Genomic DNA, 23,363 nt, shown 5'->3' with positions numbered 1-23,363 from the left:
TCGTACAAAAGAGACGATTCATCGTCTCTTTTGCTGATTCTTACGCCTTCTCCATTCATTGGCAGACCGCGCATTCCTCGTTGGCAAGGTCGCGCTTGAACGACTTCATGTCGATCTTGTCGGCCTCGATGGGCGCGCTGGAGCGCAGGTAGTAGAGCGTCTTCACCCCGGCCTTCCAGGCGAGCATGTGCGTCTCGTGCATGTACTTGCCCGAGATGGGCGCTCGGAAGAACAGGTTGATGGACTGGGCCTGGCAGATGAACGGCTGGCGGTCCGCCGCCTGCTGCACGATCTCGCGCATGTTCATCTCCTCGGCGGTGCGGTAGAGCGCCTTCTCGGCGTCGGTGAGCGCATCGAGGTGCTGCACGCTCCCGCGCCCGGCGATGATGGACTTCCACGTTTCCTCGTCGTTGATCCCCTTTTCGGTGAGCAGCTTGTCTAGATACTTGTTCTTCACGAGGAAGCTGCCGGAAAGGGTCTTCTGCAGGTAGGCGTTGCCGGTGATCGGTTCGACGCAAGGGGATGCCTCGCCGCATAAAAACGCGGTGGACGCGGTGGGCTGGAGCGACAGCAGATAGCTGTTGCGACGCGTCCCCCCGTCGAGCGGGAGCCCGCGCTCCTTGGCGAGCGCTTCCGACGCGGCATTGGCGTGCGCCTGGAGGAGGGCGAAGAACTCCTTGTTGAACGCGCGCGCGGCCACGCTCTCGAACGGGAATCCCTTGCTCATGAGGTAGCCGTGGTACCCCATCACCCCGAGGCCCACGGACCGTTCCGACTTGGCCGAGAAGATCGCCTTCTTGAATTCCACGGGATCGGCCATCTCGATGAAGGTGTCGAGGTTGTTGTCAAGCGCCTTCACGGCGAGCGCCACCACATGCCCCATCCGGTCCCTCCACTCGTCGTAGCGCTCGAGGTTGAGGCTGGACAGGCAACAGACGGCCGTGCGCTCGTCGTTGGTCGGAAGCACGATTTCCGCGCACAGGTTGCTCTGGTTCACCAGGAGCCCCTTCTGCCGGTGATGCGGCGGGACGGCGCGGTTCACCGTGTCGAGGAACATCATGTACGGCTCCCCGGTCTCGGCGCGCATCGTGAGGATCTTGCGCCACATCTCCACCGCATCCAGCTTCTTGGCGACCGTCTTGTAGTGCGGGTCGACGAGCGGATACGTCTCCCCCTTCTCCACCGCGCGCATGAAATCATCGGTGAGCACCACGGCCTGGTGCAGGTTGAGGCATTTGCGGTCGATGTCCCCGCCCGTGGGCTTGCGGATCTCCAGGAACTCCTCGATGTCCGGGTGGTCGATGCGCAGGTAGGCGGCGGCGGCCCCGCGGCGGATGGAATTGCGCGAGATGGCGAGCGTCTCGGAATCCATGACCTTGAGGAACGGGATCACCCCGGAGGACTTGAGGCCGCTCTTCTTGAGCGGGGCGTTGTTCCCGCGCAGGCGCGACCAGTCTGTGCCGATCCCCCCGCCGTTTTTGGCAAGGAAGGCGTTCTCCCGATACAGGTCGAAGATCCCCTCGAGCGTGTCCGGCACGGTGTTGAGGAAGCAGGAGATGGGCAGGCCCTTGTCGGTGCCGACGTTCATGAGCACGGGCGTGGCCGGCAGGAACCAGTGACGGCTCATGATGTCATAGAGCTCCTGCGCGAAGGCGGCGTCCCCGCGCGCGATGCCGGTCGCGATGCGCGCGTAAAACGTCTGCGGCTCCTCCACGATCTTTCCCGCCTCGTCGCGCAGGAGGTAGCGGTCGTACAGGTTCTCCAGCCCGAAATACGAGAACAGCTTGTTGCGCTCCGGGGCGAGCCGGATGCCCTGCTGGACCGCCTTGTCCGCGCTGTACCACGGGGCGTCCCAGCTGTGGCGGCCTTCTACCTCCTTGAGGATCTTCTCGAGGAGCACGTCGCGCGCGCCCCAAAGGTCGTTCTTCGACAACGCGTCTATGACGGATGCGTAGGCGGCCATAGCGGGGTTATGTCCAATCGTTTATCACTCCTCCCTTCGTGTACTCGGTGGCGCGATTCTCGAAGAAGTTGACGTGCTCCTTGGCGTTGATCATGGTGTCGAGCCACGGGAGCGGGTTCTTGACGAGGCCGTACGCCGCGTCGAGCCCGAGGTCGTTCAATCGGCGATCGGCGATGTAACGGATGTACTGCTTGACCTCGTCCGCCGTCAGGCCGGGGACGTCGCCCATCTGGAAGCAGGTGTCGATGAAGGCGTCCTCGAGGCCCACCATGTCCTGGCAGGCGCCGTAGAGCGTCTTTCGCAGCTCGTCGGTCCAGATGAGGCGATTCTCGGAAATGAGGTCGCGGAACAGGTTGCACACGCCCATGGAATGCAGCGACTCGTCGCGGATGCTCCAGGTGACGATCTGCCCCACGCCCTTGAGCTTGCCCATGCGCGGGAAGTGCATGAGGATCGCGAAGCTCGAGAACAGGCTCACCCCTTCCATGAACCCGCCGAACACGGCCAGGTTCACGGCCAGGTCCTCGAGCGTGCGCACGTCGAAGTTCTGGATGTAGTCGTACTTGGCGCGCATCGACTTGATGTCGAGGAACGCGCTGTACTCGGCGTCCGGCAGGCCCAGCGAGTCGTTGAGGTAGGAGTACGCCCACACGTGGATCCCCTCCATCTGGGCGAAGGCGGTGAGCATCATCTTGATCTCGGGCTTGGGGAAGAACGGGATGAGGTGGCTGTTGTAGTTGTTGTTGACCTCGAGGTCGCCCTGCGTGAAGAACCGGAGGATGTTGATGACGAGGTTGCGCTCCTCGGCCGTCAGCTTGTGCTTGTAATCGTTGATGTCCGACTCCATCGGCACCTCAAGCGGCATCCAGTGCGCCTGGTTCTGCTTTTGGAAATAGTCGAAGTACTGGGGGTACTCCATCGGCTTGTACACCTTGCGCGGGGTGAGCATCGGACAGGTGCCGATGAGCCCCTTGCTGATCCCTTCCGCGCTCGCCGGGGCGGCTTCCTCCGGCGCGTCCGCGTCAAGCGACTTCTGTCGCGCCATCGCCTCCGGGAACTTGATGCCGAGCCAGCGGAAGAGGTAATCCACCACGCTCTTGGCGTACCGGACGTTCTGGTGCTCGGTGAAGCCGCTGGGCTCGAAATGGACATGGCTGAACTTGTCGACGAGGACGCGCAACGGCACCCCGTACTGGAGGGCGATGGACACCGAGGTGGCGAGGCTGTCGAGCAGGCCCGCCATGGTGCTCCCCTCCTTGCTCATCCGGACGAAGATCTCGCCGGGGGAGCCGTCCTCGTACAGGCCCACCGTGACGTACCCGCGGTGCGAGCCGATCTGGAACTTATGCGTGATGGAAGCGCGTTCGTTGGGGAGCCGGCGGCGGGAGGCGATGGGCGGGCCTTTCTTGCCGCTGGGCACGTGCGGCTCCTCTCCCTGGAGCAGGCGCGGCCCCTCGGTGCGCATGAGGTAGGCGGAGGCCACGAGCGACAGGTTGTTGTCGATGAGCACCGAATGCGTGATCTGCCGCACGTCGAAGCGCTCCGGCTCCTGGTCGCCGTAGGCAAAGGTGAGCTTGGCCACGGTCTCGTCGGTGACGTGCAGCACCATCTGCTCGTTCTGCTCGCCCGTGATGCCGGCCGCCAAAAAGGCGTCCCGAACGGATTGCTCGAGGCGCGCCGGGTCGAACGCCTCGGTGCGGCCGTCGGGGGCGCGGACGGACTTGATGGACGTGAAATAGAAGCGGCCTGCCTGCGCGTGCGCGTTGTTGGCTCGGTCGTTCATAATGAGGCAGAAAAAAACAACCCGATTGCATGGATTGTCCAACAAGACCATGCCACCAGCGACGAGAGGCCACGCAAGGAAATGCCTTACGGTGCTTCGTCATTGTAGGCCGTTGCCTAGGGCGCTTCAAGCGCCAAAAAACACCAGTGGTTAGGTGTTTTTTCAGCTGTGGATAACACGCGATGGGATTTAGAACGGCATCGTCAGGTTTATCTTCGTTGCCTCGTGCGCCTTGGGAGAAAAGTCCACGGGAATGCCTTTTCGACCCCCAAGCCGATCCTCGTACGCGAGCGCCTTGTACTTGAGGCCGTATTCGTACAGTTCCTTGGTGACCCGTACGTCGTCGAGGCAGTATTTCTTCACATCTTCCTTGCGACCTTGCTTCCACCACTCCACGGCCTGCAGCCCGTGACCGGTCTTGCCGTGTCCGAGGCTCGCGCTCGCGAGGTCGTCGAGCTTCATGCGGTGACCGAGCGCCTTTTCCACCTCGGCCATGAGGTCCAAATTGCAAAACGTCATCAAATTGCCCGGGTAATAGTTATTCATCACCGGCAAATCGAACCCGAGCGTATTGAACCCGATGATGCGGTCGGCCCGTTCGAGCCTGGGCCAGAGCTCCGCGAGTTCGGGCACCTCGTACGCCTTGTATTCGTCGTTCTCGTAGAAATAGACTCCAATGACCGAAATGATCAATTTCGAATGGTCATAGGCTCCCACCTCCTGGAACGTATTCGCCGTCTCGATGTCTAGCACCACTTCCTTTCCAGCCATAATGGGCGAAAGTATAGCACAAGGTCACTCAGTGACCAGGCTGTTCGCCGCTGCCAAAACCGCTTCGCTATACGTCGGATATGCATGAATCATCGAACCCAGCTTCTCCGCCGTCGCGCCCAGGTGGATGGCGAGGGCGACCTCGTGGATCATCTCCCCGGCGCGCTCGGCGACGATATGGCCGCCGAGGAGCTTGCCCGTCTTCGGGTGCGCGACGAGCTTCACCATCCCCTCCGCCGCATGATCCGTGGCCGCGCGGCCGAGCGCCTGGATCGGAAACCGGCCCACGAGCACCTTCTTGAGCTTGAACTTGGCCTTGGCTTCCTCGGCCGTGAACCCGACCGATGCCACCTCGGGGTCGACGAACGTGACGCGCGGGACCACGCGCTCGTCCACTTGCTGGAATCCCGCCCGCTTCCCCCGCGCGACCAGGGCGGCATTGTGTCCGGCCACCACGCCCTCGTGGTGCGCCACGTGCGTGAACAGGGAGCCGCCATCCACGTCGCCGGCCGCGAACACGTGCTTGAGGTTCGTCCGCGCGCTCCGGTCGGTCTTCACGAACCCCTGCGCGTCGAGCGAAGCGCCCGCATCGGCAAGGTTCAGCCCTGCCACGGCCGCGCGCTTGCCCGCCGCGACAAGGACGGCTTCCACCGCATGCGTGGCGTCCTGCCTGCCGGCAGGCAGGTTCCCGTCGGCGCCCTCGGTCTTGAGGCCATACACCCCGCCGCGCCCGTTGATGACTTCGACGAGCTTGGCGCCGCAGGCCACTTCCACCCCTTGGCTTTCGAGCGTCTTGCGCGCCAGGGCCGAAATCTCCGGATCTTCGCGGTTGAGCAGCCTCGGCGCGCTTTGGATGAGCACGACGCGCGTCCCGCATGCGCTGAAAAACGTGGCGTACTCGCATCCCACCGGTCCGCCGCCAACGATGGCGATGGATTTGGGGGCGCGCGTGAGCTCATGGACGGTCTTCGACGTGAGGTAGCCGATGTCGGAAAGCCCGGGCACGGGCGGGAGGAATTCTTCCGTTCCCGTGGCGATCACGAACGCCTTGCCGATGAGGCGTTTCTCCCCCACCTCGAGGGCGTATGGGTCGGTGAAGGCCGCTTCGCCGTACACGACGTCCATGCCGGCGCGCGCGGTGAGGCGCTCGTACCGCGCGCCGCGCTCCCCGCCGCCGGTGATCGACGCGACCACCTTGGAGCGATACGCGAACGCGTCGGGCAAGGAGAGCGACACCGCGCCGGTCTTCACCCCGAACCGCTCGGCGGCGCGCGCCTCGCGCATCAGCTTGGCCCCGCGCAACAGCGCCTTGCTCGGCACGCACGCCCAATTGGGGCATTCGCCGCCTAACTTCCCTTTCTCCACCAGACACACCGAAGCGCCAAGCCGACGCGCTTCTTCGGCAGCAGAAAAACCGGCCGAGCCGGCTCCGATCACGATCACGTCGTAGGTGGAAGTCTTGGACATAATGACGGAGGTTGTAAGGGTGGGAAAGGTTTGAAAGGTGGTGGAATATTTTTGATAAAAAGGTTCCAACACCTTTATCACTTTTACAACCTTTCAAACCTCATCGGAAAAAGGTCTTGGCCGTATCCCAAAGTTCAGGCAAACCGTTCTGCCGCAGATGATACCACCACTCCGCTCCCCACAGGTATGCCTCGCCCATGCCGGTGCGCGCGGCGAACGCGACGTTCTCCTTGAGGTCGTGCGGCGTGAACGCCTTCGCCCAATAGGCGAGCGGACGCGACGCGACGGGGCCGTTGAACCACGGTTCGGCCTGCAATTCGGAAATGACCGTTTCCCGGACGAGCGGGGAGACGAGGGCGGAGCGCAGGCGATAAAACCACGGGGGGATCGGGTAGCGGAAATAGCCGTACCAGTCATTCCAGGTGGTGCGGTACATGGAGACGCCGAGGATGTCGGCGGGGATGGCCGGAAGCGCCCAGCTCTCGAGCTCGCCGCTCGCGGTCGCCTGGATGGGACGCAGGTCGAGCGACCGCACGAGCGCGACCTCGTCGAGCAATCGGGGCAGATCTGGCTTCGGACACACGCCGAACGGGAACAGAGCCTCGTTCTCCACCTGCCAACGTTCGACGGCCGGACTCCCGCGATAGCGCTCGACCGTTTCCCGCAGGAACGAAAAAAGCTCCTCCCGGAAGGCGTCCTTCGGCAAGCCGGCGGCCCAATCCGGCACGAAACATTCGGGCCAGCGCGGGACCTTGGCCCCGATCGCGAGCGTGAGCGCGACGCCGCGCTCCTCCGCCAAGCGCACCAGGCGGTCGTACGCGGCGAAATCCGGCGCATCGCGCTCCCCTTCCACCTCGGACCAATACACCGGCAACCGGATCCGGCGGACCCCGAGCTCGGAAACGACCGCCCGGAATGCCGCCTCGGGATCCTCGCCGAGCTCGTTCGCGTACGCGGTCGAGAAGGTCACGCCAATCTGAAGCGGCGCCGGACGGTCGACGACAGCGGCGGCAAGGCCCGCGAGGGCCGCGATGACGAGCATCACGGCGCCGTTCCTCATATCTCCTCTTTCTTCTCGCGCAGGAACGCGAGCCATCCCTCCATGAGCCGGATCGCCCCCTTGAACGGCGCTTCCACGATGTAGTCGAAGAAGAACAGGAACACGTTCACGCGCGGCGCGCGCAGCGAGATCCACCGGCCCAGGCGCACCACCGGCAGGAACAGCACGTCCATGACGGTGCCGAGGATCCCTCCGCCCGTCTCGATGATCACCAGCTCGCGGCGGGAATTCCGGATCTTGAGGCCGAAGAAGGTGACGAGCGCGAGGAAGAACAGGAAGAACGCGATGGACACCGGGTTGAACCCGAGGGCGGACAAGAGGGCGGTGATCCCTCCCACGGTGACGGCGAAGAAGGAGAAATACAGCAGGTTGAACACGAAGGCCAGCGCCCCTCCCGGCGGCGCGCGCAGCCCTTTCACGGGAACGACGAAGTCGTCGCCGAACCCGAGGATGCCTCGGGAAAGCTCGAGGATGCGCGCGGTGTTCTTCTTGGCGGGGATGCCCACCGTGAGCCCGATGACCCCGAGCAACAGCGGATGGAACAGGATGTTGGCGATGAGGGGGGCAAGCGAGGTCTCCTCGATCACGAGACGCTCATACGGGAGCTCGATCGCGAGCGCGAGCACGGTCTTGGTGCACAAGAGGAACAGCACCGCGCGAAACACCCCGCGGCGCAGGCGCTCGGAAAAGCGGGCGTACCGCGCGCGGGCCGCGCGCTCGATCGCCGCGTCCACCGTGGCACGGTCGGCGCTTTCCATCGCCTCCGGCTGCTTGTCAACCACGTCGCGGATGAGATGGAACACGACGGCGTACCGGCGCACGAGCCGGAACATGTGGTCCGCCCATGGGTGAGCGATCTGCCGGTCCACGGAGGCGATCACCTTGGGCAGGTTCGCCGCGACCTCCGCGACGAGCGGATCGTCCGGCGAGGCGCCGCTCCAGCCCGGATAGAACAGGGTGAGGGTGCGGAACCGCAAGGTGGCGAGATTGCTCTTGAGCACCGCGCGGTGCACGGCGATGTAGAGCTGCAGCTCGCGGTCGCCCTGTGCCATGGACGCGGGCCAGCGCGCGCGGGCCTTGAGCTCGGCATAGGCGAAGCTCGCGAGCGCCTCGTCGGCAAGCGGCGGGGAGAGCGCGTATTCCACCTCGCTCGAGACCGCGTCGAGCAGCCACTCCTCGGCGTATCCGGGGTCAGGCGCCTCGTGCGCCGAGGAAAAGAGCGGCCGATACTTGCGCAAGAGCGACGCGAGCGCGCGCGAGAGGCGTTCCGGGACGCGCTTGTTGGGAAGGTAGCGCGCCCAGATGAGCTCGCGCAGGAGCTCGGAGGAAACGGCATCCGCCGCCTCTTCGTCGAGGCGGCGCTTGAGGATGCGGCGGATGGCGTTGCGCCGGAGCAGGTGCTCCTCGTCGTACTCGAGCGTGTTGCGCAGGGTCTCGTACACGCTCGCGGCCGCGGACACGGTATCGCTCACGACGATGACGTCGGCTTCCGGAGGCGCCGCGGACAAGGATTTCTCCTGGCTGACCGCCAGGCGCAGGGCATCGATCGGTCGGCTCATAGGTCGGCAGGATCTTCCAGGATCTTGAACAAGGCCGCCCCGCACGTGGCGCATGTGCCCTTCACGGCGCGGCGCGCCGCCCCGTGCCCGGGCATGCGCAAGGGCTCATCGTCGATCATCTCGCGCGAAGCCCCGCATCGGGGACAAAAGGCGGACAGAGGCACATCTGACATATACCCGGGCAGGATACGCCAGGGTCAGGCCGCGGGCAACCGGATGACGAAGGTGGTCCCCTTGGCGCTCGTCGTGAAGGAGATCCTCCCACCCATGGCGTCCACGAATTTCTTGGTGAGGTAGAGTCCCAACCCGGTGCTTTGCGAGGAGGCGGTGGCGCCCGGCGAGATCTCGGTCTTGATGTCGTAGAGCTTGTCCCACAGCTCCTCGGGGATCCCCTTCCCGTTGTCCGTGATGGACAGCATCACGTCCTTGCCTTCCCTCTCCGCCTTCACGGTCACCGCGTTCCCTTTCGGGGAATACTTGACGGCGTTGTCCACCACGTTGCGCACCGCCTGCACGATCTTCTCCTCGTCCACGTCCACCGACAGGTCCGGCAGCGCGCCGACCTTGAGCGACGTGCGGCGTTCCTTGGCGAGCGGCTTGAGCGGCTCGATCACGGCTTCCACGATCCGCGCGACCGGCACGGCCTTCTTCTCAAGCTTCAGCACCCCGCGCTCGATGCGCGACACGTTGAGCAGGTCGCCCACGAACCGGTTCTCGGCAAGCACGATCTCCTGCGCCTGCCCGATGGCCTCGCGCGTGGCCTTGGGGAGCCCCTTCGACTCGAGCACCTGCTCGACCAGCCATCGGAGCTGCGTCATGGGCGTGCGCAGCTGGTGCGCCACCATGGACACGAACTGCGTCTTGGCGCGTTCCACGGCCTTGCGGTCCGTCACGTCGTGCGCCACGGTGAGGTTGGCGACGGGCTTCCCGCGCTCGTCGCGCATGATCCGCACGTCGAGCTCCACGTCGCGTTCCTTGCCCGCGACCGGCCGGACCTTGGCCTCCCCGGACCATTCCCCGCGCGCTTCCACCGCGCGCCGGATCGTTTCGGACTGGGACGGGTCTGACAGGAAGCCTATGAGGTCCATCCCCTTGGGCGCGGATTCCTTGGCGCCCAACAGCCGCAGGAACGCCTGGTTGTGGTACAGGACGCGGTCCCCGAGCGTGGCGGCCACCGCGTCCTGCACGTTGTCAAGGAAGAACTTGGCCTGCGTGAGGTCCTTGATCGTGGCGCGCAGCGAGGAGGTGCGATCGGACAGCTCCTCCTCCACGCGCCGGCGCTGGGACACGAGCAGGAACATCACCGCGGAGACCGTGAGCGAGATGAACAGGAGCGCGAGGAACCGGGCCAGACTGTTCCGGTACGCTTCTCCGGCTGAGTGCGCGTTCACGCGCGCCTCCACGACCAGGGGCAGGTCCCCGAGGAGCACCGGCGCCGCGGCGTCGGGTTCCCCTATCTCGCGCGAGGGCGAAAACGCGCTCCCGTCTCGGGCGACTTCGACATCCCCGATGAGCAGACGCACGTCCGCGATCTTGATCGCGGTGTCCTCGGAAAGGCCACCCAGGAACGGGGAAAGCGGCAGCACGCCCACGACCGAGCCGATCGGCGCGCCGTCGCGACGCACGGGATGGCTTAAGAACAGCGAGGGTCCTTCCGCGCTCTCGAACGGGCCGCCCGCCGCGAGGGCATCCGCTAAGAGGGCGCGACGCATCACCTCCTCGCGCGAGGGGTCCGCCGCATAGTCCGTCCCGATCGGCCCGAGCGAATCGCCCTGGGCATGCACGAGCACGCCGGCGCCGTCCACGAACCCCACGCGCACGACCCCGGGGAAATGCCCCCTGAATTCCTCGATGAAGCCGGCGAATTCCTCGGCCGTCACCTCCTGGCTTTGAGAAAGGAACGCGACCACGGAAACGACATCCGCCTCTTCGGCGCGGAACGCCTGGCCGAGGAGCGTGGCGATGCGGTCGTCGCTCTCGACTGCCTCCTGCACCAGCCGTCCGACCTCCGCCTCATGCGAGGACTGAGCCACGCGTGCCGAAAGCAGCAACCCCACGAGCGAGAGGCCCAGCGGGAGCAGCAGAAGCCCGAACGCCCGGCGGCCCATGCGCGCTCTCTCGCCGCCTAAGGCGTGGTCGATGCGCTTGGGGATGAGCCTCGAGGCCACGAAGCAGGCGACCAGGGCCATGACCGCGTACAGCCCGTCGGCGACGTCGCCGTTCCAATACGCGCCGGCCGATTCGCGCACGGTGTACGCCAGGTCCGCCGCGGCCCCCACGAACAGGTAGCCGAACAGACCCAGTAGCAGCGGCTGCATCTCCGGATGCCGCTCAAGCGAGATGGCGATGAGGCACCCGAACAGCGCGAGGAACCCGAGCACGACGTAGAGCGAGTCCAGCGAGATGATCGTCCCCTCATAGGCCGGCAGCGCACGCAGGAGCACGAACGTGGCCGCGAACGCGGCGGCAAGGAGCGCGGCGAGGATCAAGGCGGCCGTCGTGCGCGTGAACGACCTGGCACGCACGCGATGGAACAGGAATCCGGCGATCATCGCGCTTTCCACGAACAGGCCGGACAGGTAGAACACGTCCGCGCCGGTGAATTCCGGGATGGAAATCCCCTCGACCATGTTGTAGTAGGTCCAGAAGAGCTGCGCGACGCCGTAAAAGGCGAAACGGATCCCGACGAGCACCATCACCGCGGTTTCCGGATACCCCCTCCCCCTCCACTGCCACGCGGCCGCGAAGAACCCGATGGCGGCCAAGAACAGCGGGATGGCATACCCGACGTTGAACAGGAAATTGGCCGCCTGCTCGTGGTCGGCCTGGAACTGCAGGAAAAGCCACCAGACGGCAAGGACGCCGGCAAGCATCGGAAAGAGCTTGCGGGAAGACGGGAGTTCCATTCGGCCGATGGGTCGCATAACTAGACGATGAGGGGCAGCTTATGCAGCTCGCTGGGACGCCCGAGCACGATGTCCTCGATGCGGTAGGTGCCGTGCGTGGGCGCCTCGATGTACCCGTTCCAGGCGAGGCGCGCCACGCCGCCGGAATCGATCCAGTCGGACAGCCATTCGTCGGCGTGCGCGGTCTCGAACTGGCTCACCCCTCCGCCCACGTATTGCAGCCACAGCCGGTTGAAATCCTCCTGGCTCCCTATGGTCGGCGCCATGATGATCGCGATGCCGAGCCCGGTATAGAAGGAGAGCTCGCTGGGCTTCGTCCACAGCACGTCGGTGGTCTCGAGCAGCTTCGTGAACCCCTCGAAGTACCCCATCCTGGACTCGAACGTGGGAATGACCAGCCATTTCCCCAGCTGCGCGCGCAATCCGAGCGAGATCGCGGCTCGCTCGTAGTACGCGGCCACGTCGTGGCGCACGCCGGCCACGAGGTTCAGCCGCAACTCATGTCGTGAGATGCGCGTGCGCAGGCTCTTCATGAGCTCGACCCCGAGGTGGCGCTGCGCCCCGGCCCCGCCCACCGAATAGGTGATCGTGACCGGGTGCGACGCCTTGGTCATCCGGCACAAGCCGGTCCCCAAGGTCTCGTGCAACACCTTCTTATACCGCTCGTGGAAGATCCCCTTGGGGTCCAGGTTGCACAGCCGGGCGGCCAGGAGCTCCTTGAGCCGGGTCGCCTTGGGGCCGCCGATGAGCTCCTTGGGCATCGGGAACCCGGTGAGATAGATGTGGTCCTCCCTCACGCCGTAGAGCTTGAGCCGCTCCGCCACGCGTCCGGATGCGGCGAAATACCTGATGCGGCTCCCTTTGGGGTCAAGCGGCACCCAGGCGCGGTTCACGTCGGTGTCCGTGGTGATGCAGTAGATCTCCCCCGGGTAATCGAAGTGTTCCGCGGCGAGCGCCGGGATCGGGAAGGTGGACACGAGGGGCAGAGGTTTCTTCCCGAGCGTCTCGATGAGGTGCCGGCACAATCCGCGGTTGAGCAGCGCGTAGGTCTGGCGCACCTGGAGGCTGGGCTTCGACAGGTCGCGGCGGGGATAGAAGCTCGGGATCCGCTGCATCCTGTCCATGAGGCTGAACGCCGCGTCGCCCACGAACGGGATGGGCTTCAATCGCGACACGAACTCGTACGCCTGGCGGCTCGCCTTCCACATCCGCCGGTCGAGGTCCGGGATCCCGCGATAGTTGTTGGCCGTGATCACGGAGCCGCCGGAAAGGTCGCGCAGCGCGAACGCGGCGCGGCTGTGGCCGTACCCCATGTCCACGTCGATCACCCAGGCGCGTGGCCGCTTGCCGTCGTGCGAATGCGTCGCCATACCTAGAAAAAGCTTCGCTCCTTCGACTCCGCCTGGATGATGTCGAACGCCTCCTCGGCGGTATCCACCAGGCGGTAAAGCTTTTGGTCGTCGGCGTCGATCATCCCCTCGGCCACGATGGACTGGCTGATCCACGTAAGAAGCGGTTGCCAGAATCTCCTGCCGACAAGGACGACCGGCAGGCTTGCGGACTTGCCCGTCTGCACCAGCGTGATCATCTCGAACATCTCGTCGAGCGTGCCGAACCCGCCCGGGAAGAACACGTACGCCTGCGCGGAGGCCGCGAGCATCACCTTGCGCGTGAAGAAATAATGGAACCCGCGCCCCTTCTTCACCCACGGGTTGATGCGCTGCTCGTTGGGGAGCTGGATGTTGAGCCCCACCGACTCGCCCTTGTGCTCGTGCGCGCCGCGGTTGGCCGCCTCCATGATGCCGGGGCCTCCGCCGGTGATCACCGTGAACCCGCACTCCGCGAGCATCCCGCCGAGCTTGCGGGCCTCCTTGTACCATCGGTCCGTCTCGGGGAGCCGCGCGGAGCCGAACACGGTGACCTCGCGCGAGAACGAGGAGATGAACTGGAACCCCTCCACGAACTCCGCCATGATGCGGAAGATGCGCCAGGTGATCTCGTGCATCGGCATCGGGGTGCGCAACGACGGCACGGCGGATTCGTCGGCGGGCAACGGGACACGGCAAATGCGGCCGCGCATCACGTCCGGTGGGGGTGTCTTCTTCCTCCTGGGCATAACCCCGGCATTGTAACACGAAAAGAAAAGAGGTCCGAACCCCGTGACGGGTCGGACCGTGGGCGCGACGACGAAGTCGTGGCGCGAGGATCTCAGAGGTGCTTGTCAATCAGGTCGACGATGCCGTGGTTGCCCGTGGCGGCCGCGTCCTTCCTGATCTCGCGACGGGTCTTGTCGTCGAGCTCGGCGCCGCCGTTCATGATGATCCGATACGCCCTCTGCTCCGCGACGTTGCGCACCGGGTGCTTGGCGAACGCCCTCAAGGCGTTGATGCGGTCGTCATTGCTGACCACCGCCCCCTTCTTCTTGACCAGGCTCGCGACGACGTGCGGCTCGAGCGGATCGTTCTTGCTCCGGGAGGGCTTGGGCGGGAACGTGATGTGGGTGTGCAAGGCTGGACCCCTTCTTCATCCCGTCTCAAAACGAAACGGTTGGCGAAAGATACCCGTCCTTTCGACAACCGTCAAGGGTGGATAAGTTTACTCCGCGAACCCGTCCTTCTTGAACTTCACGATGAGCTGCGGGACGTACTTGTTCTTTTCCTCGTCCACGAGCTCTATCGACTCGTTCTTCATGATCATGTTCATGGCGAGGTCCGAGAGCAGCTCCTCGTCGGCCTTGATTTCCGTGACGAGGTCCTCGAGCTCGGCGCTCTCCTTGGGAGCTTTCTCCCGGACAGCATTCTCGATCCCCTTTTTCTCGGCCTTGAGCGTATCCATCTCCTCCTTCACGGTGGCGTAGCGCTCATGTTGGGAAAGCTCGTCCTTGATGGCATCCTTGATCTCCTTGACGCGACGTTTCTTGGTGCGGATCTCGTTCAGGAGCTCTTGGAGGCGAGAGGTATCAGACATAGTGGGGGGAATAATACCATAACGAAAAGGACCAAGGATTTAAGGTTTTAAAAGGACCAAAGGAAACTTTCTCTTTTCTCCTTCGACCTTTCACGTTTTCTTTGGTCCTTGGTTCTTCAGACCTTGGTCCTTCCCTCACCTCCCTTGCCAAATTCCCTCCCTTCCCCTACACTCCCGACAAACCAACCTCCTATGCCTGCCTGCATCGTCACCGGCAAAACCCCCGTCAGCGGCTTCAACGTGAGCCACAGCAACCGCCACACCAAGCGCTGGGTGTACCCTTCGGTCACCAAGCGCAGCCTTCTCAACCCGGCCACGGGCCGCATGGTGAAGGTGTTCATCAGCAACCGCGGGTTGCGCACCCTCAAGAAGTGGGGAAAAGAAGGCAAAGTCTACGACTTGAGCCAGATGAAAGCGGAATGCTAAACGCGAAGAAACGGGCCTCACGGCCCGTTTTCGTTTTTGTCAGAGCATGCCGTCGATCTTCGCGACGAGCTCCGGGATGCCGCCGCCGGTCTCCGCCGACACGAGCACCTTTCGTCGGCCGTCGAGCGCGCGCGAGAGCGGCACGGGCGCGGCGGACCCCATCGCGTCCGCCTTGTTGATGACCATGAGCCTGGGAATGTCCGCAGCCCCGAGGCGGATGAGGATCTCATCCACTACCTTCACGTGCGCCGGGGCGTGCGCGTCGGACCCGTCCACGACATGGAGCAACAGGTCCGCTTCGACCGCTTCTGACAATGTCGAGGCGAACGCGTTCAAGAGCTCGGGCGGCAGTTGCTTGATGAACCCGATCGTGTCGGAAACGAGCGCCTCGCGGCCCGCGCGCGGGAGATACAGCTTGCCCACGCGCGTATCGAGCGTGGCGAACAACTCGTCGGCCGCGTATTCCTTGCGACCCGTAAGGGCATTGAGGAGCGTGGTCTTGCCCGCGTTCGTGTACCCGACGACCGCGACCGTCTTGAACCCGCTGCGCTTGCGGCCCTGCTGGTGCGTCTTGCGCACGCCGTGATGCGTCTCGAGCTTCTCCTTGATGCGCCGCTCCTTCTCGCGCAGGTGGCGCTTCATGCGCTCGATGTTGGTCTCGCCCACCCCGCGCGTGCCCGTGCCGCCGCCCTGGCGCGAAAGTTCCATCCCCATCCCGAAGATGCGCGGCCCCATGTGCCGGACGCTCGCAAGCTCGATTTCGAGCTTGGCCTCGGTGGTGCGCGCGTGACGCGCGAAGATCTTGAGGATGAGGTCAAGGCGGTCCCACACGGCAATGCCCGTCCCTTTGAGCATCTGCTCGACGTTGTACGCCTGCTGGGGCTTGAGCCGGTCGTTCACCACGAGGAGCTTGGCCCCGAGCGCCTTTCCCTCTTCCGCCAGGTCCGTCACCTTGCCGGGCCCCAGGAAGGTCCTCGGATGCGGGTTGAACCGGCGCTGGTATGCCTTCACCACCACGATGCCGCCGTAGGTGCGCGTGAGCTCCTCGAGCTCCGAAAGGCGGTCAAGCGCATGCTCGGGGAGCATCCGGGGATGGATGAGGTCCACGAGGATGGCGCGGACGCGGGTGTCGGATCGCATGGGGGAATCTTGGCAGATTGCCGAAAAAAGAAAAAGGCGCCGAGCGTATCGGCGCCGGGCATCAGGATCCCTTCTTCAGGACGCTGATGTCCAGCATGAGCGCGGCGAGCCATTGCCTGGTCGCGTCGACCTCCGAAGGCGTATGCTCCGTCCCGGCGGCGGGGCCGTAGTCGCGCACGAGCGTCCCGGCGTAGGCCGTGAGCAAGGCGAGGGCACGGACGAAATCCTTCTCGTCCACCCGCTTGAGGATCGCCTTTTTGCATTGGGTAAGGCCCGTTTCGAACGACGCGCGGGCTTCCCCGGCCATGGGATCCGGCAGGTTGGGCACCCCTCGCCTGCGGACGGCTTCGAGAATGTCCTCGTTGGGCCGTTCGAGCTGCTTCCGGACGTGGGCAAGAAGATCGATGTCGTCGGGATCCAATCCGCACCTCCTCCTTGAATTGAATGGACGCCGCACCATACCAAAAAACCGCCTCCCCGTCAATGGGGAGGCGGTCCTGTCCTCGGTTTACAGGATGGAGTCCTTCGCGGCCTTGGCCACGCGGAACTTCACCTTGGTCTTGGCCGGGATCGAGATCGCCTCGCCCGTGGCCGGGTTGCGGCCCATGCGCGCCTTGCTGTGCGCCTTCACGAGCTTGCCCAGGCCCGGGATCGTGAACTCCCCGTTGCCCTTGCACTCCTTGTAGGCGAGCATGACCAGCTTTTCCATGAACGTGCCGACGTCTTTCTTGGACATGCCGGTGGCCTCCGCCATGGCCGTCAGCGTCTGACTCTTGGTCATCTTCCCCATATCGCTTGTGGATAAGTTAGTTCTAACGAAAACACTATAGCAAAGCCCTGGAAATCCGTCATCCGCGATGCAAGGCCGAGATGAACCCGAGCGCCCGCTTGATGACCGGTTCCATGTCCTTGTAACTTGACGATTCGATGAGCTTCCCGGGGGCCACCCAGCGCGCGTCATACGCATGCTGTTCCGGATCGGGATGCAGTTCGGCGTCTTCCGCGGTCTCGAACAGGAAGTAGTGGATGTCCTTGTGGATCAGCGTCCCTTTCTTTTCGAACCGGTCGCGGAACCAGATGTCGATGGCGCCCAGGTATTCGAGCAGTCGCACCTCATCGAGCCCGAGCTCCTCGAGCGTCTCGCGCGCCGCGGCCTGTTCGCGGGTCTCATCCGGTTCCACGTGGCCTTTGGGGAACGCCCATTTGCCGTAGGAATCCTTCATGAGCGCGAACCGCACGCCGCGCGGCGTGCGTTTGAACACGAGGCCGCCCGCGCTCACTTCGCGCTCGAACCGTTCTCCCGGGCGCCGCCTAGCGCTGCGCGGAGAGGATCTCGAGGGCTTTCGCCGTTTGTGGGTCGCGTTTGGCATCGGAGTCGGCTTGCGTGAATTCGACGAGGTGGTCCGGGGTGATGCCGGTCTCATGGATGGTGCGCCCGTTCGGGGTGTACCACTCGGCCACCGTGATCTTCACGGCGCTGCCGTCCGGCAGGTCGCGGTAATCCTGGACCGACCCCTTGCCGAACGTCTGGGTGCCCACGAGGGTGGCGAACCCGTAGTCCTGCAAGGCGCCCGCCACGATCTCGGACGCGCTCGCGCTCCCGCCGTTCACGAGCACCACGGTGGGCATGTCGGCGAGGCGGGGCGCGCTCACCCCGTGGAACGACTGGCTCACGTCCTGCCCCTTCTCGATGACCACCGTGTCATACCCCACCCAGGCGGAGGCCACGCCGATCGCCGCGTTGAGGAGGCCGCCCGGGTCGCCGCGCAGGTCGAGGATGAGGCCATGCGCCTGTTTTGACAAGGCGTCGTTCACGGCGTCGTTGAACAGGCCCACCGTATCGTCGTTGAAGGTGTGGATCGCGACGGTCGCGATGCCGTCCGTGATCTCGGAACGGACGCTCTTCACCACGATCTTGTCGCGCACGATCTTCACCTCGAACGCCTCCGTCGCCCCATCCCGGCCGATCGTGAGCGTGACCGTGCTCCCCTTGGGCCCCCGGATGCGGGAAACGGCCTCCTCGACCGCCATCCCGTAAGTATCCTCCCCGTCGATGAGCAGGATGCGGTCGCCGGTCTTGAGCCCCGCCTTCTCGGCCGGCGTCTCGGGAAGAGGCGCCACGATGACCAGCGCCTCGTCCTTGATGCCGATTTCCGCGCCGATCCCCTGGAAGCTCCCTTCCAGGTTCGAGGTGAAATCCTGCGCTTCGTCCGGATCGAAGTACGTGGTATACGGGTCGGCCACGCCGGAAACCAGCCCGTGCATGGCGCCGTAATACAGCATCTTGTCGGAGACCGGCTGATGCACGTACGACTCCTTCACCAGGTTCCACACGTCCCAGAACTGGCGGAAATCCACGTCGTCGGACAAGGAAGACGGCACGTCGCCCTGGTTTAGCACGCGGCCCTCGCCTTCGGGCACCGCAGCGCGCGCCCCCTGCTCTCGGCCGAGGAACAGCCCGGAGGTGAACAGGAACACGCCAAAGAGCAGCAAACCGATGAGGGAAACCGAACGGGAAAGCGGTCGCATAATGGACATAAGATACCCGAATCGCGCCAAATCGGCTAGGATGCCCCGTGTATGGCTCCCGGGCGGAGAAAACTGCTCTACGCGGCGTTCCTGCTGGCGTTCCTCGTCTCGGCCCCGTCCGTGGTGCTGTTCACGGCCGGCTACCGTCTCAACTGGCACACGGGCGACGTGGTCCAAACGGGCCTCATCTCGGTGTCGACCATCCCCAAAGGAGCCGATGTCGCCGTGGACGGGCAGCCGGTCGGGGCCTCCACCCCGTCGGTCGTGGATGACGTGAGCCCGGGCGAGCACGTGCTCACGCTGCGCAAGGACGGCTATCTCCCCTGGGAAAAGCGCCTCGTGGTGGAAAGCCGTCGCACCGCCTTCGCCCATGGCACGCTTCTGTACCTCGATGCCGCGCCTCTCCCGACGTTCGTCTCCCCGACCGTGGCCGAAGCGGCGCCGCAAGCCGGACGCTTCGCCTACACCATCCGCGAAGGCGGTTGGCTCGAGACCTGGGTGATGGAACCGGAGACCGCGAGCAGGCGCCTTCTCTCGCGCATCCCGGCATCCGACCAGGTCCTTTCGCTTTCCCTGTCGCCGGACGGATCGCACCTCGCGCTCCGAGAGTCGGGCAAGGCCGGCGTGACGCTCATCGACACGCAGACCGGCGCCGCGGCCCCGGCCGCGCGCGTCCCGGGGCGGCAAGAGTGGTGGGAAGAAGGAGGCGCATGGCGGTTCGAGGACGCGCCGGACGGGTTCGCGCTCCTGCGCGAGCGCGTCACGGGGCAGGCGCGCCTCATCGACCTGCACGAGCCGGACATGCCCGTCGTGCTCGACGCCGTGATGCGCTCGTTCGCCTGGTACGGCGAACGCCTCCTCTACACCGACGGGTTTCGGCTCGACGTGTTCGACGCGGAAATCGGGACGGACCTGGAGCTCTCGCGACAGGAGACCCTCGTCCGGACGCTCGCGTGGCATCCGTCCGGGACCACCGCCCTGTTCGTGCAGGACGCGGGGGTGAGCGCCATCGAGCTCGATCCGCGCGGCGGCCATGTCGTGACCAGGCTCATGGAAGGATCGGGCTTGGGCACGCCGTGGGTGGATCCGAAATGGCGCACGATGTACGTGTTCGGGGAAGTGGATGGGGTGCATGGGCTGTACGCGCGACCGTTGCAACGATAAAACTTGAAGGGCCAAAACTTGAAGGACCAAAGGGGACGTGAAAGGTTGAAGACCGAAAGGGACGAAGTTCAAATTTCATCCTTTCCACCTTCTTCCTTTCGAACGACGTTTGGCCCTTCAAGTTTTGGTTCTTCAAGTTTTTCATTACAACTCCACCAAACTATCATCCCCCACCACCATCCGATGCCCGCTCTTGGGATGCGTCTCGCGCGAATCCGACACGGTCGCGTTGAAGCCGAGCAGCGAGTTCACGATGCGCCGCCCGGTTTCCACCCGGGCACCGGGGAACAGCACGGAGTGCTCGAGCTCGGCGTTCTTCACCGTGCACCCGTCGCCGATCGCCGTATACGGGCCGACGTAGCAATGCTCCAACACGCAATCCTTGCCGATCACCACCGGGCCGCGGATGAGTACGTCCGCACCGATCGCCGTCCCCTTGCCGATGCTCACTAATCCTTGAACCTGCGACGAGTCGGGGATGTCGGCATCGACGCGGAACTGATCGCGTGCAAGGTCGTCCATGATGAGCGCGTTGCCTTCGAGCAGCGCGTCGGGCGTCCCCGTGTCCTTCCACCAACCGGTGATCTCCTCGTACCCGACCTTCCCGTTTTTCACGTACCAGGAGTTCACGTCGGAAATCTCGTACTCGCCGCGCGCGGACGGCTGGATCGTCTTGAACGCGTCGAAGAACCGCTCGTCGTACAGGTAGATGCCGGTCACCGCGAACGGGCTTGGCGGGTGCTCCGGCTTCTCCACGACGCGCACGAGATTCCCTGCCGCGTCGAACTCCGGCACGCCGAAGCGAGCCGGGTCCTTCACGCGCGAGAAGGCGAGCATGCAGTCGAGCTTCTCGGCCTCGAACCGCTCCACGAACTTCTTGATGCTCCCGAGGATGATGTTGTCGCCGAGAAAAAACAGGAATCGCTCCCCTTTCAGGTGCGCCTCGGCGTTCGCGACGACGTGCGCGACCCCTTTCGCGCCGCCGACCTGTTCGAGATAGGTGAGCTTCGCGCCGAACGCTGAACCGTCTCCGAGGACGGCCGACATGGACTCGACTTCCCCTGGGTTCACGTTCACGATGATGTCCGTGATCCCCGCCTCCACGATTTTCTCGATCACGTGCGCCAACATGGGCTTGTTGGCAAGCGGGATCAGGTGCTTATTCGTTGTCCAGGTGATGGGCCGCAGCCGCGTGGCCCGCCCTCCCGCCGCGATGAGCGCTTTCATACCGGACAAACCCTACGACGCCCGAGCGAATTTTTCAACCGTATCCCGTAACGCCTCCTTGACCGGCCGCATCGCGATGCCGAACTCGGCGAGCCGCGTAGAGGCGAGGAAATTGTTCGAGCGCGCTTTCGTCGCTAACCCCTGACCGACCAGGTCCGCTTCGGAAATCCACTCGCACGAATGGCCGGGATCGACCAACTCTTTGTACAGTCCGAGAATCTCCTTGTGCCTCACGGTTCCCGGATTGGTCACATGGAAGATGCCGGGCGCCTTCTGTTCCATGAGCTGGCGGAACACGGACACCATGTCGTCCACCACGGTGATGGAATTCTCCACGTCGATCACCTTGGGGTACGCCGCCAGCTTTTGCAGCAGGTTGCCCGGATTCGGGACATGGTCGATGGGCATGCGGATCCTTGCGATGGCGACGTTGGGCAAGGTCGAAAGGACGAGGTCCGCCGCCCACTTCGCGCGGCTGTACGTCGGGCGCGGGTTGCCAAAATCGTCTTCGCGCCAGGCTCGGTCCGAATGCGGGCTGTCGCCGTAAAAGATACAGCCGGAACCGACATGCAGCAGGTAGACACCGGCTTCCTGACACGCCTGCGCAAGCACGATCGGCTCGAGCGTGTTGCCGAGGATCGTTTCCATCCGATGGCTGTCGCACCAGTCCACGTTGGGCTTCCCTTTCACCCCGGCGGCGTTCAGCACCGCGTCGGGCTTCACGCGCCGAATTTCCGCCAAAGCGCTTTCCTTGTCCGTCACGCGCGCGTCCGAAAGCACGGCGTCGCTCCACGCGGCCGCGCAGCGGTTTCCCACGAACCCTTTGCCGAAGATGAGGATGCTCATAAGACTTCAGTGCGTAGTTGGTAGGTGGTAGTGCGTAGGACGATAATCTACGCACTACGTACTACCCACTACCCCCTTCGTTTGCTCCTCGCCACCCAGTCTTGGTTCGCCTTGAACCACTTGACGGTCCGTTTCAACCCTTCGTCCAATCCGATCTTCGGCTCCCAGCCAAGCTCACGCTTGGCCTTCCCGTAATCGATGGCGTAGCGGCGGTCGTGGCCCGGGCGGTCGGCGACGTTCTCGATGGCGCTCTCGTCACGACCGCACAAGGCGATCAGCTTCTTCGTCAGTTCAAGGTTCGAAATCTCCCCGTCGCCGCCGAACAGATAGGTCTCTCCGACCTTCCCCTCACGCAGCGCCAGGTCCACGCCGCGCACGTGGTCTTCCACGTAAATCCAATCGCGCACCTGCTGGCCGTCGCCGTACACCGGCACCTTCTTCCCGGAGAGCAGGTTCGTGATGAACAGCGGGATCATCTTTTCGGGAAAATGATACGGGCCGTAATTGTTCGAGCAATTCGAGATCGTCGCCTTCACGCCGTGCGTGATGACGTACGAGCGCACGAGATGGTCGGCCGCGGCCTTGCTCGCGCTATACGGGTTGCGCGGGGCGTAGCACGAATGCTCGTTAAACGGCCTGTCATCGGGCTTGAGCGCGCCAAACACCTCGTCGGTGGAAATGTGATGCAGGCGCTTGCCGTGTTCCTTCACCGCGTCGAGGATCGACAGCGTCCCGAGGACGTTCGTACGTACGAAATCGCTGGCGCCGGCGATGGACCGGTCCACGTGGCTTTCGGCCGCGAAGTGGACGACCGCGTCGCTCGCCTTTACGATCTCCCGCACGAGACGCCGGTCGCAGACGTCCCCATGGACGAACTCGTGGCGCGGGTTGTCCTTCACGTCCGCAAGGTTCTCGAGATTCCCCGCGTACGTCAATGCGTCGAGGGTCACGACCCGGTCGTCCGCATGTTCGCGGATCGTGTAGCGCACGAACGCGGAGCCGATGAATCCCGCGCCGCCCGTGACGAGGAGTTTCATAGTGGATAGTGCGTAGTTGGTAGTTAGTAGTACGTAGGCAAAAACCCTACGCACTACGTCCTACGCACTCCTTAATTTTCAATGCCATCGCGGCGAAATCCTGGTGCTCGTCGGAACCTTGCCACATCTTGTGCCCGTCCGCCGGGAAACGCGGGATGAGGTGGAAATGGGTGTGGAACACCAGCTGTCCGGCCGCGCGGCCGTTGTTGGTGGACAGGTTGAACGCGTCGGCCCCGACCGCCTTGAGGATGCCGGGGGCGAGGCGCTGGGACAGGTGGAGGAGCGTCGCGGCCGTCTCCTTCGGCGTCTGCGCGAAATTCTCGAAATGCGCCTTTGGGATCACGAGCGTGTGCCCGGCGTTCACCGGATGGATGTCAAGGAACGCCAGCGTGTCGGCGTCCTCGTACACCTTGTGCGACGGGATGTCGCCCGTGACGATCTTGCAGAAGACGCAGTTGTTAAACCCTGAGTTTATTGAAGGGTCGGTCATAAGAAGGCGGAGAAGGCCTCAGGCGGAC

At 64.2% G+C, this 23,363-nt stretch carries 22 protein-coding genes; 2 read left to right on the top strand and 20 right to left on the bottom strand.

Annotated elements, in window-relative coordinates; translation table 11 throughout:
- Positions 1-55: 55 nt before the first annotated feature.
- The 11 genes from EPO34_00260 to EPO34_00210 form a co-directional block, all read right to left on the bottom strand.
- A complete protein-coding gene (locus EPO34_00260; GenBank protein TAK03583.1) occupies positions 56-1,963 on the bottom strand; it encodes a ribonucleoside-diphosphate reductase subunit alpha in 1,908 nt (635 codons plus the stop codon).
- Positions 1,964-1,970: 7 nt separating this feature from the next.
- Positions 1,971-2,912: a ribonucleotide-diphosphate reductase subunit beta gene (locus EPO34_00255; protein TAK04303.1), complete on the bottom strand. Its 942-nt coding sequence runs from the start codon at positions 2,910-2,912 to the stop codon at positions 1,971-1,973.
- A gap of 1,023 nt (positions 2,913-3,935) precedes the next feature.
- A complete protein-coding gene (locus tag EPO34_00250) occupies positions 3,936-4,517 on the bottom strand; it encodes a helicase (GenBank protein TAK03582.1) in 582 nt (193 codons plus the stop codon).
- 24 nt (positions 4,518-4,541) lie between these two features.
- Positions 4,542-5,984, bottom strand: a complete 1,443-nt coding sequence (locus EPO34_00245) for an NAD(P)/FAD-dependent oxidoreductase (GenBank protein TAK03581.1) — start codon at positions 5,982-5,984, stop codon at positions 4,542-4,544.
- Positions 5,985-6,084: 100 nt separating this feature from the next.
- Positions 6,085-7,044, bottom strand: a complete 960-nt coding sequence (locus EPO34_00240) for a hypothetical protein (GenBank protein ID TAK03580.1) — start codon at positions 7,042-7,044, stop codon at positions 6,085-6,087.
- Complete coding sequence (locus EPO34_00235; protein TAK03579.1) at positions 7,041-8,603, bottom strand: hypothetical protein; 1,563 nt, start codon at positions 8,601-8,603, stop codon at positions 7,041-7,043. The genes EPO34_00240 and EPO34_00235 overlap by 4 nt, the downstream gene beginning before the upstream one ends.
- Positions 8,604-8,800: 197 nt before the next feature.
- The gene (locus EPO34_00230; GenBank protein ID TAK03578.1) at positions 8,801-11,527 is read right to left on the bottom strand and encodes a PAS domain S-box protein; all 2,727 of its coding nucleotides are present in this window, start codon (positions 11,525-11,527) and stop codon (positions 8,801-8,803) included.
- Positions 11,528-11,529: 2 nt separating this feature from the next.
- Positions 11,530-12,879 carry a hypothetical protein gene (locus tag EPO34_00225; protein ID TAK03577.1) on the bottom strand — a complete coding sequence of 450 codons (1,350 nt, stop codon included), beginning with the start codon at positions 12,877-12,879 and terminating at the stop codon, positions 11,530-11,532.
- 2 nt (positions 12,880-12,881) lie between these two features.
- Positions 12,882-13,520 carry a TIGR00730 family Rossman fold protein gene (locus tag EPO34_00220; protein TAK04302.1) on the bottom strand — a complete coding sequence of 213 codons (639 nt, stop codon included), beginning with the start codon at positions 13,518-13,520 and terminating at the stop codon, positions 12,882-12,884.
- Positions 13,521-13,717: 197 nt separating this feature from the next.
- Positions 13,718-14,017, bottom strand: a complete 300-nt coding sequence (locus EPO34_00215) for a hypothetical protein (protein ID TAK03576.1) — start codon at positions 14,015-14,017, stop codon at positions 13,718-13,720.
- 87 nt (positions 14,018-14,104) lie between these two features.
- On the bottom strand, positions 14,105-14,476 hold the full coding sequence (locus EPO34_00210) for a hypothetical protein (protein TAK03575.1): 372 nt from the start codon (positions 14,474-14,476) through the stop codon (positions 14,105-14,107).
- 192 nt (positions 14,477-14,668) lie between these two features.
- Between EPO34_00210 and rpmB the strand changes: the two genes are divergently transcribed.
- Positions 14,669-14,902, top strand: coding sequence for a 50S ribosomal protein L28 (gene rpmB / locus EPO34_00205; GenBank protein TAK03574.1), 234 nt, complete (start codon positions 14,669-14,671; stop codon positions 14,900-14,902).
- A 39-nt stretch (positions 14,903-14,941) separates the two neighbouring features.
- On the opposite strand, the gene hflX is transcribed toward rpmB, so the two are convergent.
- The 5 genes from hflX to EPO34_00180 form a co-directional block, all read right to left on the bottom strand.
- Positions 14,942-16,042 (bottom strand): GTPase HflX, encoded by a 1,101-nt coding sequence (hflX, locus tag EPO34_00200; GenBank protein TAK03573.1) that lies wholly within the window; start codon positions 16,040-16,042, stop codon positions 14,942-14,944.
- Positions 16,043-16,103: 61 nt separating this feature from the next.
- Positions 16,104-16,502: a hypothetical protein gene (locus EPO34_00195; protein ID TAK03572.1), complete on the bottom strand. Its 399-nt coding sequence runs from the start codon at positions 16,500-16,502 to the stop codon at positions 16,104-16,106.
- A gap of 48 nt (positions 16,503-16,550) precedes the next feature.
- Complete coding sequence (locus tag EPO34_00190; protein ID TAK03571.1) at positions 16,551-16,832, bottom strand: HU family DNA-binding protein; 282 nt, start codon at positions 16,830-16,832, stop codon at positions 16,551-16,553.
- Positions 16,833-16,890: 58 nt separating this feature from the next.
- Positions 16,891-17,466: an NUDIX domain-containing protein gene (locus EPO34_00185; protein ID TAK03570.1), complete on the bottom strand. Its 576-nt coding sequence runs from the start codon at positions 17,464-17,466 to the stop codon at positions 16,891-16,893.
- Positions 17,354-18,580 (bottom strand): S41 family peptidase, encoded by a 1,227-nt coding sequence (locus EPO34_00180; GenBank protein ID TAK03569.1) that lies wholly within the window; start codon positions 18,578-18,580, stop codon positions 17,354-17,356. The genes EPO34_00185 and EPO34_00180 overlap by 113 nt, the downstream gene beginning before the upstream one ends.
- Before the next feature lie 42 nt (positions 18,581-18,622).
- Here EPO34_00180 and EPO34_00175 point away from each other — a divergent pair, with 42 nt between their 5' ends.
- Entirely contained in the window at positions 18,623-19,735 is a 1,113-nt protein-coding gene (locus EPO34_00175; GenBank protein TAK03568.1) for a PEGA domain-containing protein, read from the top strand.
- A 144-nt stretch (positions 19,736-19,879) separates the two neighbouring features.
- Here the strand turns inward: EPO34_00175 and EPO34_00170 are convergent, their stop codons facing one another.
- From EPO34_00170 to EPO34_00155, 4 genes are all read right to left on the bottom strand, one after another.
- Entirely contained in the window at positions 19,880-20,962 is a 1,083-nt protein-coding gene (locus tag EPO34_00170) for a glucose-1-phosphate thymidylyltransferase (protein TAK03567.1), read from the bottom strand.
- 12 nt (positions 20,963-20,974) lie between these two features.
- Complete coding sequence (locus EPO34_00165) at positions 20,975-21,808, bottom strand: NAD-dependent epimerase/dehydratase family protein (GenBank protein ID TAK03566.1); 834 nt, start codon at positions 21,806-21,808, stop codon at positions 20,975-20,977.
- A gap of 68 nt (positions 21,809-21,876) precedes the next feature.
- Positions 21,877-22,845, bottom strand: a complete 969-nt coding sequence (gene rfbB / locus EPO34_00160) for a dTDP-glucose 4,6-dehydratase (protein ID TAK03565.1) — start codon at positions 22,843-22,845, stop codon at positions 21,877-21,879.
- Between the two features lie 46 nt (positions 22,846-22,891).
- Entirely contained in the window at positions 22,892-23,335 is a 444-nt protein-coding gene (locus EPO34_00155; GenBank protein TAK03564.1) for an HIT family protein, read from the bottom strand.
- Between the last annotated feature and the right edge of the window lie 28 nt (positions 23,336-23,363).

Source organism: Patescibacteria group bacterium (assembly GCA_004297215.1).
Classification (GTDB): domain Bacteria; phylum Patescibacteriota; class Patescibacteriia; order UBA9934; family GWF2-40-263; genus 2-01-FULL-63-20.
Note: the sequence above shows the minus strand (reverse complement) of the source record. Positions and strands in the feature narration are given on the sequence as shown.